Source organism: Roseateles paludis (assembly GCF_039872745.1).
Lineage (GTDB): Bacteria > Pseudomonadota > Gammaproteobacteria > Burkholderiales > Burkholderiaceae_C > Pelomonas > Pelomonas paludis.
The window spans coordinates 860,279-874,290 of sequence record NZ_JBDPZD010000002.1; the positions used below are offsets into that span (position 1 = coordinate 860,279).

Consider the following 14,012-nt stretch of genomic DNA (forward strand, 5'->3'; position numbering starts at 1 on the left):
CCGGCCATGACCACGACCCACGACAACCAAGGCTGCGGCAAGCCCGAATGCGGCAGCGGCGGCTGTGCCTCCAAGAGCGGGCAGCAGCGCATCTGGGAGATCCGCACCGAGGAGCAGGCCTACGCCAAGCTCAGCGACAAGCAGATCCCCGCCACCAACCGCTATGGCCAGAAGGTGGACCTGATCGAGCTGACCGGCGGTCAAGCCCCCAACGCCACGCCGGGCCGCTCGATGTTCATCAACGAGAACCCGGCCGTCGGCAGCAACCCCAACCGCAACAAGCAGCACGGCTTCTTCTTCACGGCCGACAACTGCATCGGCTGCCACGCCTGCGAGGCCGCCTGCAGTGAGAAGAACGAGAACCCGCCGCACCTGGCCTTCCGCTCGGTCGGCTATGTCGAAGGCGGCAGCTTCCCCGACTACAAGCGCATGAACATCTCGATGGCCTGCAACCATTGCGATGACCCGGTCTGCCTCAAAGGCTGCCCCACGCGCGCTTACACCAAGCACGTCGAATACGGCGCCGTGCTGCAAGACCCCGAGACCTGCTTTGGCTGCGGCTATTGCACCTGGGTGTGCCCCTACAACGCGCCCCAGCTCGACCCCATCAAGGGCCAGGTCTCCAAATGCAATATGTGCGTGGACCGTCTCGAAGTGGGCCTCAAGCCCGCCTGCGTGTCGGCCTGCGTTGGCAATGCGCTCGACTTCGGCGTGATCGAGAACATCCCCGAGCGGCGCGAGCAGGCGCGCGTCGAGATTCCCGGCTTCCCGGCACCCGAGATCACGCACCCCAACATCCGCTTCCAGCAGATCCGCCAGCTGCCCGACGAGATGAAGCGCACCGACTCGATGCCGGTGAAGTACCACAAGGATGAAGCGGGCCGCTACCGCCCCGCCATCGACCAGAAGAAGGGCCAGGCCAAGCACTGGAACCTCGCGCGCCTCTCGTCGCGCGAGAACCCGCTGGTGCTGTTCACGCTCGCCGCGCAGGCGGCGGCCGGGGCTTTTGCGCTGGCCTTCCTGGGTGCGCTGGCGGGCCTGCCGGGCTTTGGCGCCTTTGCGCAGTCCATGGCCTACCCGGTGCTGGGCCTGGTGTGCTTCGGGCTGGTGGCCTTCGGGCTCTTCATGTCCACCATGCATCTGGGCAAGCCCAAGCGCTTCTACCGCGGCTTCAACAACCTGCGCTACTCGCCGGTCTCGCGTGAGGGTCTGGGCATCGCCATCTTCATCGGTTGCTTGGGCTTGCACATCGCCGCCAGCATCGCCGCCCAGCCCGACTACCGCGTGCTCTTTGGCCGCATCGTCGGCATCCCGGCCGACGCCGTCATCAGCCCCGCTGCGGCCACGCAGCTTGGCACGGTGTTCGGCGTGCTGGCCGTGCTGGCGAGCGCGGTGGGCCTGTACTACATGAACCGCTGCTACCGCATCAAGGCCCGGCCGTTCTGGAACCACTGGCAAGTGGGCACCGCCTTTGCCGGCAGCGCGCTGTCGCTAGGCGGCCTGCTCACTGGCGTGGCCATCACCGCCACGCTTGGCTTTGCCGGCCTGCCCTACCAGGACGCCATGCTGACCTGGGCCAGCGTGATGCTCGCTGGCATGGTGCTTGAAGGCATCGGTCACATCGGCCACGCCCGCAGCCTGGGCCAGGCCGAGCACGAAGGCGGTGCCGCGTACTACATCCAGTGCACGACGTTTGGAAAAACCTTCTGGTTGCGCAATGCACTGCTGGGGCTCAATGTGCTGCTGGCGTCAGCCCTGCTGGTCTGGATGGTCACGCAGCCTGCCTTTGGCCGCAACACCGTGCTGGCCTTCGGTGTCGTTGGCCTGGTGCTCGTCGCCACCAGCCTGATCAGCCGCGCGCTGTTCTACGTGCTCGTGATCCCGACCACCATGCCCGGCGCCTTCTTCTGGAAGAACAAGGGCTTTGAAGAGCACGCCCGCGACATTGGCCTGGCGAACATGCCGCAGGTCGGGGTCGTGCCGAAGCACGCATTTCATTGAGATGTTCGGCCCCTCGCGCAGTCCCGCCCCGCTGAACGCGGGCGTGCCCGGTCGGTCCTGCGGACCGCGCTTGCCCTCACGGGCAAGCCCTTCGCCAGGCTTGAACGGTCCACTGGACCGTTCAGGTCCGGGCTCAGCCCCCGAGGGGACGCCGGAGCACGTGGCATTGAGCCAAGTGCTCCGTCTCCACGGGCCGGCTTGGGGCGGCCCGGCGCTCGGCCCGAAACACGGGATCACACACTGAGATGGATCTGGGCGACCTGATCGGCAAGACCTGCGTCGTCGGCGTCAGTTACTTCGACGCCAATGGCGACCTGCTCAAGCAAACCCAGTTCGCCGGCGTGGTGCAACGCGTGGATGCCGAGCACGGCATTTCCATGCGGCTGCAGCACAGCGACCCCGCTGTGGCGCCCGGCGACTTCATCGTGCCGCCGGTGCTGGAGGCCTGGTTCAAGGCGCCCCCCGGCCACTACCGCCATGCGCCCAGCGGCGTCGACATCGAGAACCCCGACTACCTCGTCACCTGGGACGTGCACCGCCAGCGGCAGGACACGCCCGAGGGCCGGCACGAGTGGTGGGACTGGGTGCCCAACACGCAGCAGCCGCAAGTGGGAACGGCCGGGCCTGACTCGGTGTGAATTTGCACCCGTCCGCAGGCGCGCAGCGGTGCGCTTCTTGCATTGATCCCTTCACCCAGCATTACCAGGGATGACCGTGATGACCAGCCGCCGCATCTTCCCCAGCGCCGCCTACATGACCCCGGCCGACGACGAACCCGTGCGCTCGGTCGTCGTCGAGACGCCCGAGGCCGTCGTCGTGGCCTGGTATGTGCAGCCCGGGCAACGCATCCCAGCCCATGTCCACCCCGCCGGCCAGGACACCTGGACCGTGCTCTCCGGCCAAGGTCTCTACCAAACCGACGCGGCCGGCGACACCCGCCCCCTGAAGCCGGGCGACATCGCGATCGCCACGCCCGGCAGCGTGCACGGTGTCTACAACCACGGCAGCGAGGTGCTGCAGTTCGTCTCGGTGGTGACGCCCGCTGCGGCGGGCTATGAGCGCCTGCCGGCAGCCGACTGACACGCCCCATCGGCACAAGCCCCGAGCAGCAGGGGCGACACCGGCTGCTAGGCTGTCGCCCTCCTTCCACGCTCCCTTTGGCGGATGAGCTTTCTCGCAGTCGACATTGGCAACACCCGCCTCAAATGGGCCCTGTATGCGGACGGCGCACGGCCGGGTGCATCGCCCGAGCGGCAAGGCGCGGTCTTCATCGAGAACATCGACCGCCTGGCCGATGGCGACTGGCAGCACCTGCCCGCCCCGAGCGCCATGCTGGGCAGCAACGTGGCCAGCGACGCGGTGCGCCGTCGTGTGGAAGAGCAGATGGACCGCTGGGACGTAGCGCCGCGCTGGGTGGTGCCCGGCAGCGAGGCCGGCGGCGTCACCAATGGTTATGACCACCCGACGCGCCTTGGCGCCGACCGTTGGGTGGCCGTGATCGGCGCCCGTGCCCACGCGCGGCAGCGCGGCTTTGACGGGCCGGTGCTGGTGGTGATGGTGGGCACGGCCGTGACGGTGGAAGCGCTGTCGGCCAGCGGCCACTACCTGGGCGGGCTCATCCTGCCGGGCCACGGCATCATGCTGCGCGCTTTGGAGAGCGGCACCGCCGGCCTGCGCGTACCCACCGGCGAGGTGCGCAACTTCCCCACCAACACCAGTGACGCGCTGACCAGCGGCGGCACCTACGCCATCACCGGCGCCATCGAGCGGCTCTTCCGCCACCTGCAAACCCGCGAGGGCCGCGCGCCCCTGGTGCTGATGACGGGCGGCGCCGGCTGGAAGGTCTCGCCCGCACTCGACGTTCCGCATGAGCTGATCGAAGGCCTGATCTTCGACGGCCTGCTGGCCCTGCAGCACGGCGCCTGAGCCTGCCCCCTGCGCCCATGATTCGCAGCCTGAAGACGATGCTGGACCGCTCAGAGTCCATGCACCGCGCCTGGCACGACACGCTGATGGCTCATGCGCCGCCACACCCGAACGAACTGCCGCTGCGCCAGCGACTGGCGCTCGACGCCAGCGCGCTGACGCTTGAGCACGGTCAGGCCATTCGCTTGCTGCTGGAAGAGCACCTGGAGAACGCAGCACTGGCCCTGCTTCGCGTTCAGCACGAGGCCCTGCTGCGCGCGGCCTGGGTGGCCTACGCCGCTGATGACGCCGCCCTGCAGGCCCTGACGGGTCCGGACACGGATCTCGGTGTCAAGCAGGCCAATGCACTCCCGCTGGCCGGCATCCTGCTCAAGCAAGTCGAGGCCTCAGAGCTCACGCCTGCCGCCTTGAAGCGCGGCCTGCGAGAGTTCCGGGACGTCGTCTGGGCCGATGCCAACTCCTACACCCATGCCGGCCTCCTGCCGCTGGTGCGCGTCGGCAAGCGCCATGCGGAAGCCCACCTCGTCCACGCCCTCTACATTTCCAATGCCCACGGGTATTCGGCCTCCATGATTTCGGCCGAGATCATGGACCCGGCCGAAACGCTGCCCGCGATCAATCGGATCGTCGTGGCTCACCCCGAGTGCATGGTGATGTCCTAGCGTCGCCCCACAACCAAGTAGACACCGAGCAACGTGACCCCCATGCCGGCGATGGTGAAGGCGGTGAGCGTCTCGTCAAACAACATCCAGGCCATCAGCGCGGTGAGGCTGGGCACGATGTACATGGTGCTGCTGACGCGCGTGACCTGGCCGTGGCGAAGCATGTAGAACATCAGGCTGATGCCGCCTGCGGTGAGCACGAAGACGCTCCAGAGCATGGCCAGCACGGTGGGCAAGGCCCAGTCGATGTGCATGGGCTCGGTCAGCCAGGCCACGGGCAGGGTGACCGCCAGCGAAGCCGCAAACTGCACGACCTGGCCGGTGCGCAGATCAAACTGCGGCACAAAGCGCTTTTGGTAGAGCGTGCCCCCGGTGATGCCCGCCAGCGCCAGCACGCACAGCAGCAGCGGCCCTGCCTGCCCGGCGCCAAAGCCTAGCTTGTGCGACACCACCAGCAGCACACCCGCCAGGCCCAGCGCCACGCCGCCCCACTGGCGCCGGCTCACCTGCTCGCCCACCAGGGGCGCGAGGGCAGCCACCAGCACCGGCTGCAGGTTGACGATGAGTGCCGCCATGCCGGCCGAGAGGCCATGCCGGATCGACACCCAAACCCCGCCGAGGTAGAGCGCCTGGATGCCGATGCCGGCCACCGACAGATGCAGGCAGTCCCGACGACTCGGCCACGGCGCCCGGGCCAGCGCGGCCAGACAGACCATCAAGGCCACCACCCCCGCATAGCGCCAGACCAGGAAGGTCAACGCATCGGCATGTGGCGCGGCAGCCTTGGCAGCCAGATAGCCGGTGGCCCAGATGAAGATAAAGGCCGGCGGAGCCAGGCGATCCAGCCAGCGCACCCAGGTTGTCTCGCCCTGCAGCGCCGTCATCGCTTGACACAATCAAGGTCGGAGCGCATACCCCGGAAACAGTTCATGGTCGACATCCGATCCGTGTGGGCCTGCATCATCGCCCGGCCAGGACCAGCTCGCTGAGCTGGCGCACCAGCAGCTCGGGCTCGGGCAGCTCCACCGGCAGGCCGGCAAAGGCCTGGTCCAGCAGCAGATGAGACAGGCCATGCGCCAGGCTCCAACCAGTCAGGGCCAAGGGCAGCGCGAAGCGCGCGTCCAGGCGCTCGGCCGCGCCCAGCAGCACAGCAAAGCTGGCGCCCGCGGCTTGGTCCAGCGCCGGGTGCTGGGCGCGCGTGGCCAGCAGCGGCCCGAACATCAGCCGGAAGCGCGCCGGGCTGGCGCGGGCAAAGCGCACATAGGCTTCGGCAATGGCCAGCAGCTGTTCGCGCGGGCTGGCCACTGCCGCAGCGCCAGCCTGCATGGCCGCCCCCAGGTGCTCAAAGGCCCGCGCCGCCACCGCCGCCAGCAGCTCGTCGCGGTTGGCAAAGTGGTGATACGGCGCCGCGTGTGACACCCCGGCCTGCCGGGCAACATCGCGCAGGCTGAACGCCGCCAGGGCCCCACCAGGGGCCTGGCCGGCCTCGGTGGACAGCAAGGCTTCGGCGGCACTCAGCAGTGCCTCGCGCAGGTCGCCATGGTGATAGCCGCGCGAGGCTGGCTCCTTGGGGGGTGGGCGAACCGGGGGGGTATTCATGCGCAGATCTTGACACGAGAAAGATACACATCCACCATGCAACCCAATCTTTCCATTGTCAAGATTGGAGCCCACGATGTACCACGCGATCGTTGAGCACAAGATCCGCCGCGCCTTTGCCGACATCAATGCCGGGCGCTTCGAGGGCATCGCCGCGCAGTTCGCGAGCGAGCATCGGCATGCGATGGTGGGCCAGCACGCCTTGGGCGGCGAGCGCGGCTGCCTGGCGGCCACCCAGCGCTGGTATGACCGGCTGCAGCGCCTGCTGCCGGGGCTGCGGTTTGACATCGACCGGGTGCTGGTGCGCGGCTGGCCCTGGCGCACCTGGGTGGCGGTCAGCTGGCGCGACAGCTTTGCCCTGCCCGACGGCTCGCGCGGCAGCAACCGGGGCGTGCACGAGTTCGAGCTCGCCTGGGGCCGCGTGCGTGTCCTGACCGTGCACTGCGACACGGCGCGCCTGGCGCGCTACCTGGCCCAGCTGGAAGCCGCCGGCATCGCCGAGGCGGCTGCATCGCCCATCACGGCTTGAGCGGACGCGCCAGCAGCCTCTCAGTCCTGCAGCAGCAGCTCACGCAGTTGCGCCATCCGGAACGGCTTGGCCAGACTGCCCACCACGTTCATGCCCAGCGCGCGCGCCAGCCGCAAGGCGGTCTCAAGCTGCAGGCCGCTGGTCCCGCTGCAGACGATGACGCGCGCCTGGCTGCCCAGTGACGCCACGGACTGAAGCACGGCCTCGCCCGAAGTGCCAGGCAGGGTCAGATCCACGGCCAGATGGCTCGGTTGCCAAGGGCCCAGCTGCGCCATGAAGCTGTCAGCGTCCAAGCAAAGCCTGGCCTCGAAGCCGGCGCTGCGCGCACCCGCGCAAAGCAGCTCACCCACGGTGGCGTCATCGTCGAGGACCAACAATCGTCTTGATTCCACAGCACTCCCTCGAATCCGGCGCGGGACATGACCCCGCTTAAGATGCCCGGCAGCTGACCTGCACGCCTCGGCGCGTGACAACCAGCAGGGCGCAGGTGGCACAGAACACCCGCCCGCCACAAGACTACCTCAGGAAGGCTGCTGCATGAGTATTCGCGCCCGGTTACTGTGGTTTGCGCTGCTTGCCACCTTGCTGCCGGCGCTGATGGTGCTGGAGCGCTTTGCGAGCGAGCGGCAGGCCACCATCCGCACCGATACCACCAGCCTGGCCAATTTTGCGCAGGACAGCAGCCGTGAGCTGAGCGAGCGCATCCAGGGCACCGCACAACTGCAGTTTGGCCTGGCCCGCGCCACGGTGCTGGCGCAGGAGGACCGCAAGGCTTGCTCCGACTTCCTGGCCGAGGTGCGCGATGCGCACCCGCAGTACACCGGCATCCTGACCATCCTGCCCAATGGGCGCTTGTTCTGCGACTCGCTGCGCACAGGCCGCGAGCTGAACCTGACCGACCGCGACTACTTCCGCCGCGCGCTGGAGACCCCTGCGGGCGTCGTGCTCGAAGCCGCCTTCGGCCGCCTGACGGGCCGCGCGGTGATGCAAGTGGCCTACCCGGCCCGTGATGCAACGGGCGCTCTGCGCTTCGTGCTGCTGGCCTCGCTGGACCTGGCCAAGGCCATGAACCTGGACGACCGGCGCGTGCCCGGTGGCCGCATGGTGATGCTGGACGACAAGGGCACCGTGCTGACCGTGTTCGCGGGTGGCGACACCGATCTGGCCAAGGGCGCGTCGGTCGTGGGCACCCAGTTGTGGAAGTTCGCCTCAGCCTCGCACGAGGCCGGCACCGCAGAGCTGAGCATGCCTGACGGGCGGCTCTACACCTGGGCCCGCGCCGACACCACGGCGCTGGCAGCGGCTGGCGTCCATATCCTGGCTGGCGCCCCGAACGACGCGCTGCTGGCCGCGGCCAACCGCCGCTTCATGCGCGAACTGGGCTGGATGGTGCTGGCCGCCGGCCTGCTCTTCCTGATCGTTTGGCGCCTCAGCGAACGCACCATCCGCCGCCCGATCTCGCGCATGAGCGACATGGCAGCCCGCCTGCACGCCGGTGACCTGGCCGCGCGCATCGAGCCGCCACTGCCTGGCGGCGAGCTGGGCAGCCTGATGGCGGCGCTCAACCAGGCGGCCGAGTCGCTGCAGACGCAGCGCGCCGACATCGAACGCCTCAATGCCCAGTTGCTGCAGTCGCAGCGCCTGGAGGCCATCGGCCAGCTCACGGGCGGCGTGGCGCACGACTTCAACAACCTGCTCACCGTCGTGCTGGGCAATGCCGACCTGCTGCTGGAAGCCTGTGCCAAGGACCCGGACCGGCGCCACATGGTGCAGACCATCATCGATGCGGCCGAACGCGGCGCCTCGCTGACCAAGCACCTGCTAGCCTTCGCGCGCAAGCAGCCGCTGGCCCCCAGCGATGTGGACGTGAACCAGCGCCTGGCCGCGCTGGACCCGATGCTGCGCAGCTCACTGGGCGAGCATGTCGAGATCGAACTCGTGCGCGGCGCCGGGCTGTGGTGGGCCACGGTCGATGCCACCCAGCTTGAGAACGCCCTGCTCAACCTGTGCCTGAACGCGCGTGACGCCATGCCCACAGGCGGCCGCCTCACCATCGAGACCGCCAACGCCTCGCTCGACACCCGCTATGCCGAGCAACACCCCGAGGTGAAGCCTGGGCAGTACGTGATGATGGCCGTGTCCGACACCGGCAGCGGCATCCCCGCCCACGTGCTGTCTCGCGTGTTCGAGCCCTTCTTCACCACCAAGGAAAAGGGCAAGGGCACGGGCCTGGGGCTGGCCATGGTCTATGGCTTCGTCAAGCAGTCGACCGGCCACATCAGCATCTACTCCGAGCCCGGGCATGGCACCACCGTCAAGCTCTACCTGCCACGCGCTAGCGGCACGCGCGGCAGCCAGCCTGAGCTGCCAGTGCAAGGCCATGTGCGAGGCGGCTTTGAGACCGTGCTGGTGGTGGAGGACGACGAGCCCGTGCGCCGCCTGGCCTGCCTGGAGCTGCGCGCGCTGGGCTACGACGTGCTGGAGGCCAGCCGAGGTAGCGAAGCCCTGGCCCTGCTGGACAGCGGCTGCGCGGTGGACCTGCTCTTCACGGATGTGGTGATGCCGGGCGGCATGTCGGGCCGCCAACTGGCAGAGGCGGCGCTGCAGCGCCGGCCGGGCCTGCGCGTGCTCTACACCTCGGGCTACACCGAGAACGCCATCGTCCACCACGGCCGCCTGGACCCCGGCGTGCAACTGCTGCCCAAGCCCTACCGCCGCGACGAACTGGCCAAGGCCGTGCGTCAGGCCTTGGGGCGCGACGTCAGCCCAGGCACCTGAACCGGCGCCCCCGACTGAATCTCGCGCAGGCAGCGTAGGCACAAACAGTCCTGGAACACGGCCGCGATCGCGTCCCGCTGCGCCTGATCCAGCCGCAGCTCGAAGCAATCGCAGGCTCCTTGAGTGGCACCGCAGACCACGGGCTGGCCGCAGCGCGGGCAGGCAAGCTCACGCAGCGTCATAGCGCCTCCTGGCCGTCGTCGAGTGGGGGTGGCTCGGGCGTGGCGCGGGCCAGGGCCATCCAGGTGGCGAAATCCAGCCGGTGCGCGCGCCGGGGCGCGGGGCGCGCCAGCGTCAGGCCACCGTCCTGCACGAACAGCACGCCAAACTCGGGCGGGATCTCCTCGACCTCGGCAATGCCGGCCTTGAGCACGAACCAGCACTGCCCGCACAGCGCCCGGTAGGCGGCCGATTTGGCCGGCCGGCGCAACTCGCCCAGCAGGTCGGCGCGGCTGACCTTGATCTCGTGGATGGTGGGCTCCAGGTAGTCCTCCACCGTGGAGTGCCGGATCGAGAACACATCGGGCATGGCCTGCACCCAGCGCGTCTTGCCGCCCTCCTCCTCAGCCGGCAAGCCACAGCGCAGCGTCAGGCCTCGCCAGACGACGCGGCCAGCCCGCTGCATCTCCAGCGCCACGCGGGCCACCAGGTCCTCGTGGGCGTTGCGCGCCTGGCGGTTGCCAGCCAGCCCCACCGCCAGCGCCTGCACGCCGGTGTCGGTGACGCGCAGCCGCTCCCGGCCGTCGGGCTCGCGCACGCGCTCCACCCACCCCTGCGCCAGCAGCTCCACCTCGACCAGGTCCTGGCACGGCCAGCCGCTGCTGCGCCAGATCTGGCGCAGGCGCTGGTTCAGGACACGGCTGGGTGGGCGGGCAGTGGTCGCGATGGTCGTCATGCAGGCAAAAAAACAAACCCCCGGGGCCGGAGGCCGCGGGGGTTCGATGATCGCGTGCCGGTGTCAGTCGTTCAACACCCGCGCGAGCGTCTCGGCGATCAACGCTCCTTGCGCAGCGTCGTGACCGGGCCGGTAGAGCCTGGCATCACAAAGACCGTGTAGTTGGCCAGCGGCAGGAAGGTCAGCGGCGAGCGGCTGTACAGCGGCTCGACGGTGCCAGGCTTGGTCACTTCCAGGAAGGCCGAGTTGCTGGCAGTGATTTCCTTGAACTCGGAAATCGCGCCCGGCGCCACGCTGGAGGCCACAGCGCCAAAGTCCACCGACATGTTCAGCGGGCCGGCGGCCGTGCCCATGCCGTTCAGCAGCCGGATCTTGGCGTTGCCGGTGGACGTGGCCAGGCGGTTGCTGTCGGTGTTCCAGGTGTACTGCGGGTTGGCCGGGTCGCCCCAGACCAGCAGGGTGTAGTCATTGCCCGCAACCAGGGTCTTGGCCGGCGAGGTCAGCGTGGCGCCGTTGAAGGCGAACTGCGCGGTGGCGCTGCCGGCCGTGACGGCCACGTAGTCGCCCAGGGCCGGGGTCACGGACGCGGGCACGATGGCCTGGCCGTTGATGCTGCCCGACACCGAGGAGCCGCTGTTCAGTGCCACCACACCGCGCACGCGGGCCTGGGTGTTGAGCACCGGGGCGACGTCGCCCTTTTGCACCAGGGTGATGCCGTTCAGCAGCACGCCGCCGTCCGTTCCCGTGAGGATCAGGGTGTGCACGCCGGTCGAGGCCAGCGCGAGGGTGGGGATGTCCAGGCGGATGTCGTTGCCACGCTGGTTATAGCCCGTCACGCGGACGCGGTAGGAACCCGAGGTCATCGAGATGAAGCCGCTGCCCGAACCGCTTTGCAGGTTGGCCACCGAGCGAGTGGCGGTGTCGAGCGAGTCGGTCGGCGCCGTCAGGTAGACGTCGATCGGACCCGCGTCGGGCGACAGGTTCAGCACCAGCAGCTTGGACTTGTTGGCGTCGGGCGCGGCTTCTTCTTCCTGCAGCAGCGTGGTGCGGGTAAAGCCGGCAAAGCCGTAGGTGATCAGGGTGTAGCTGTTGTTGCCGGCCAGCGTGGGTGCCGTGGTGGCGATGGTGGCGCTGTTGCTGCTATCGGTCACCTTGGAGGTGGTGGCGCTGGTGTCCACATTGCCGTAGGAGCCCACCTTGCCGAAGGCGATGTTGCTCGTGTGCTTGACCTCATTGACGGTCAGGTCAATCGAGGCATAGGACGAAGTGGCATTCAGCAGGCGCACGCTGGCGCTGCTGCTGCTGCTGCCGCTGCCGCCTTTGCCGCCACAAGCGGTGAGCAGCACGGCGCCGCAGAGACTGAGGGCCAGGGCCCAGGGGGTGAATCGCATCGGGGATCTCCAAGAAGCCGCAAAGGCAGCACGCCTAGGGGAAAAGCGCGGCGCCCGGAGTTTACTGGGCTCCGCGCCTCAGGCCGGTATGGCCGTGAAGCAATGTTTCTGGGCCAAACTCGCCACCATGGCCATGCCTGACAACGTCGCAGCTGCTGCGGACCATCCCTACGCCCGTCTGCTGGCGCCGCTGGACCTCGGATTCACCCAGCTCCGCAACCGCGTGCTGATGGGCAGCATGCACACCGGGCTGGAAGACAGCCGCAAGCACTTCGAGCGCATGGCCGCCTACTTTGCCGAGCGCGCGCGCGGCGAGGTGGGCCTGATCGTGACGGGCGGATTTGCGCCCAACATCGAGGGCTGGGCCAAGCCATTTGCCGGCACCCTGGCCACCTCGGGCGCCGCACGCCGGCACCGCGTCATCACCGATGCCGTGCACGCCGAGAGCGGCAAGATCGCGCTGCAGATCCTGCACACCGGCCGCTACGGCTACCACCCGCTGTGCGTGGCGCCCTCGCGGCTGCAATCGCCGATCTCGCCCTTCACCCCGCACGAGCTCTCCAGCCGGGGCATTGAGCGGCAGATCCGCGCCTTCGTGCGTTGTACGCGCCTGGCGCGCGAGGCGGGCTATGACGGCGTCGAGCTGATGGCCTCGGAGGGCTATTTCCTCAACCAGTTCCTGGCCACCCACGCCAACCACCGGCAGGACGACTGGGGCGGCAGCTATGAAAAGCGCATGCGCCTGCCGCTAGAGGTGCTGGCCCGCATGCGCGAGGCGGCGGGGCCTGACTTCATCATCATCTTCCGGCTCTCGATGCTCGACCTCGTCCCCGAGGGCAGCTCCTGGGACGAGGTGGTCGAGCTGGCGCGCCGCGTGGCGCGGGGCGGGGCCACACTGATCAACTCCGGCATCGGCTGGCATGAGGCACGCATCCCCACCATCGCCACCAGCGTGCCGCGCGCCGGCTTTGCCTGGGTCACGGCCAAGCTGCGCGCGCAGTTGCGGGCCGAGGGCATCACCACGCCCCTGATCACCAGCAACCGCATCAACACCCCCGAGGTGGCCGAGGGCCTGCTGGCCGACGGCAGCGCCGACATGGTCTCGATGGCGCGCCCCTTCCTGGCCGACCCGGACTTCGTGCGCAAGTCGCGCGAGCGGCGTGCCGACGAGATCAACACCTGCATCGCCTGCAACCAGGCCTGCCTGGACCACGCCTTCGCGCAGAAGATTGCGTCCTGCCTCGTCAACCCCCGCGCGGCGCATGAGCGGGAGATCGTGCTGCGCCCCGTCAGCGGCAGCCCCAAGCGCATCGCCGTGGTGGGCGCCGGGCCCGCAGGCCTCGCGGCCGCCACGACGCTGGCCGAGCGCGGGCACACCGTCGATCTCTTCGACGCCAGCTCGGACATCGGCGGCCAGTTCAACCTGGCCAAGCGCATCCCGGGCAAGGAAGAGTTCCACGAGACTTTGCGCTACTTTGCGCGGCGTCTTGCCGTCACCGGCGTGCGCCTGCACCTGAACCAGCGTGTCAACACCGCCGCGCTGCAAGGCTATGACGACATCGTGCTGGCCACCGGCGTGCGCCCGCGCGATCCGGGCATCCCCGGCCAGCTGGAAGGCCAGGCGCGCGGCCAGGTGCTCAGCTACCTGGACCTGCTGCGCGACCACCGCCCCGTGGGCCAGCGCGTGGCCGTGGTGGGCGCCGGCGGCATCGGCTTTGACGTGGCCGAATACCTGCTGGAGGCCGGCCACTCGCTGACCCTGCACCCCGAGGCCTGGCGCCGCCACTGGGGCGTGGCCGACCCGGCCGAGGCCCGTGGCGGCCTGGCACGCCCAGCCCCCGAGCCTGCGGCCCGCCAGGTCACGCTGCTGCAACGCAAGGCCGGCAAGCCCGGCAGTGGCCTGGGCAAGACCACCGGCTGGATCCACCGCAGCATGCTCAAGATGATGGGCGTCGAGATGCTCGGCGGCATCCACTACGAACGCATCACGCCCGAAGGCCTGTGGGTCAGCCACGGCCCCACGCGCGAGGGCCTGGAGCTCATCCCCGCCGACACCATCGTGCTGTGCGCCGGCCAGGAGCCGCTGCGCGAACTGGAGGCGCCGCTGCGTGCAGCGGGCGCCTCCGTCCACCTGATCGGCGGCGCGCAGGAAGCTGGCGAGCTGGACGCCAAGCGCGCCATCCTGCAAGGCACGCAGCTGGGCGTGCGCCTGTAGGAGGCCGCCCGGCTCT

General features: G+C 69.0%; 14 protein-coding genes. 8 read left to right on the plus strand and 6 right to left on the minus strand.

What is annotated here, in order from left to right:
• The first annotated feature begins 6 nt into the window (after positions 1 to 6).
• From ABDJ85_RS09920 to ABDJ85_RS09940, 5 genes are all read left to right on the plus strand, one after another.
• A complete protein-coding gene (locus ABDJ85_RS09920) occupies positions 7 to 2,001 on the plus strand; it encodes a DmsC/YnfH family molybdoenzyme membrane anchor subunit (protein WP_347704596.1) in 1,995 nt (664 codons plus the stop codon).
• Positions 2,002 to 2,246: 245 nt separating this feature from the next.
• Positions 2,247 to 2,639, plus strand: a complete 393-nt coding sequence (locus ABDJ85_RS09925; RefSeq protein ID WP_347704597.1) for a hypothetical protein — start codon at positions 2,247 to 2,249, stop codon at positions 2,637 to 2,639.
• A gap of 79 nt (positions 2,640 to 2,718) precedes the next feature.
• Positions 2,719 to 3,081: a cupin domain-containing protein gene (locus ABDJ85_RS09930; RefSeq protein WP_347704598.1), complete on the plus strand. Its 363-nt coding sequence runs from the start codon at positions 2,719 to 2,721 to the stop codon at positions 3,079 to 3,081.
• A gap of 84 nt (positions 3,082 to 3,165) precedes the next feature.
• Complete coding sequence (locus ABDJ85_RS09935; protein WP_347704599.1) at positions 3,166 to 3,927, plus strand: type III pantothenate kinase; 762 nt, start codon at positions 3,166 to 3,168, stop codon at positions 3,925 to 3,927.
• A gap of 17 nt (positions 3,928 to 3,944) precedes the next feature.
• A complete protein-coding gene (locus ABDJ85_RS09940; protein ID WP_347704600.1) occupies positions 3,945 to 4,589 on the plus strand; it encodes a DUF6988 family protein in 645 nt (214 codons plus the stop codon).
• Here ABDJ85_RS09940 and ABDJ85_RS09945 read toward each other — a convergent pair.
• Positions 4,586 to 5,473, minus strand: a complete 888-nt coding sequence (locus tag ABDJ85_RS09945) for a DMT family transporter (RefSeq protein WP_347704601.1) — start codon at positions 5,471 to 5,473, stop codon at positions 4,586 to 4,588. The genes ABDJ85_RS09940 and ABDJ85_RS09945 overlap by 4 nt on opposite strands.
• A gap of 76 nt (positions 5,474 to 5,549) precedes the next feature.
• Positions 5,550 to 6,188, minus strand: a complete 639-nt coding sequence (locus ABDJ85_RS09950) for a TetR/AcrR family transcriptional regulator (RefSeq protein ID WP_347704602.1) — start codon at positions 6,186 to 6,188, stop codon at positions 5,550 to 5,552.
• A gap of 76 nt (positions 6,189 to 6,264) precedes the next feature.
• Between ABDJ85_RS09950 and ABDJ85_RS09955 the strand changes: the two genes are divergently transcribed.
• Positions 6,265 to 6,717 (plus strand): nuclear transport factor 2 family protein, encoded by a 453-nt coding sequence (locus ABDJ85_RS09955; protein WP_347704603.1) that lies wholly within the window; start codon positions 6,265 to 6,267, stop codon positions 6,715 to 6,717.
• 20 nt (positions 6,718 to 6,737) lie between these two features.
• On the opposite strand, the gene ABDJ85_RS09960 is transcribed toward ABDJ85_RS09955, so the two are convergent.
• Complete coding sequence (locus tag ABDJ85_RS09960; protein ID WP_347704604.1) at positions 6,738 to 7,091, minus strand: response regulator; 354 nt, start codon at positions 7,089 to 7,091, stop codon at positions 6,738 to 6,740.
• 163 nt (positions 7,092 to 7,254) lie between these two features.
• On the opposite strand from ABDJ85_RS09960, the gene ABDJ85_RS09965 reads away from it, so the two are divergent.
• Positions 7,255 to 9,495: an ATP-binding protein gene (locus tag ABDJ85_RS09965; protein WP_347704605.1), complete on the plus strand. Its 2,241-nt coding sequence runs from the start codon at positions 7,255 to 7,257 to the stop codon at positions 9,493 to 9,495.
• On the opposite strand, the gene ABDJ85_RS20335 is transcribed toward ABDJ85_RS09965, so the two are convergent.
• The 3 genes from ABDJ85_RS20335 to ABDJ85_RS09975 form a co-directional block, all read right to left on the minus strand.
• Complete coding sequence (locus ABDJ85_RS20335) at positions 9,459 to 9,677, minus strand: cysteine-rich CWC family protein (protein ID WP_430765529.1); 219 nt, start codon at positions 9,675 to 9,677, stop codon at positions 9,459 to 9,461. The genes ABDJ85_RS09965 and ABDJ85_RS20335 overlap by 37 nt on opposite strands.
• Positions 9,674 to 10,390 (minus strand): hypothetical protein, encoded by a 717-nt coding sequence (locus tag ABDJ85_RS09970; RefSeq protein WP_347704606.1) that lies wholly within the window; start codon positions 10,388 to 10,390, stop codon positions 9,674 to 9,676. Before ABDJ85_RS09970 ends, ABDJ85_RS20335 begins: the two co-directional genes overlap by 4 nt.
• 98 nt (positions 10,391 to 10,488) lie before the next feature.
• Positions 10,489 to 11,781 (minus strand): DUF4397 domain-containing protein, encoded by a 1,293-nt coding sequence (locus ABDJ85_RS09975; RefSeq protein WP_347704607.1) that lies wholly within the window; start codon positions 11,779 to 11,781, stop codon positions 10,489 to 10,491.
• A gap of 127 nt (positions 11,782 to 11,908) precedes the next feature.
• On the opposite strand from ABDJ85_RS09975, the gene ABDJ85_RS09980 reads away from it, so the two are divergent.
• Entirely contained in the window at positions 11,909 to 13,996 is a 2,088-nt protein-coding gene (locus ABDJ85_RS09980; protein ID WP_347704608.1) for an oxidoreductase, read from the plus strand.
• Positions 13,997 to 14,012: the final 16 nt, after the last annotated feature.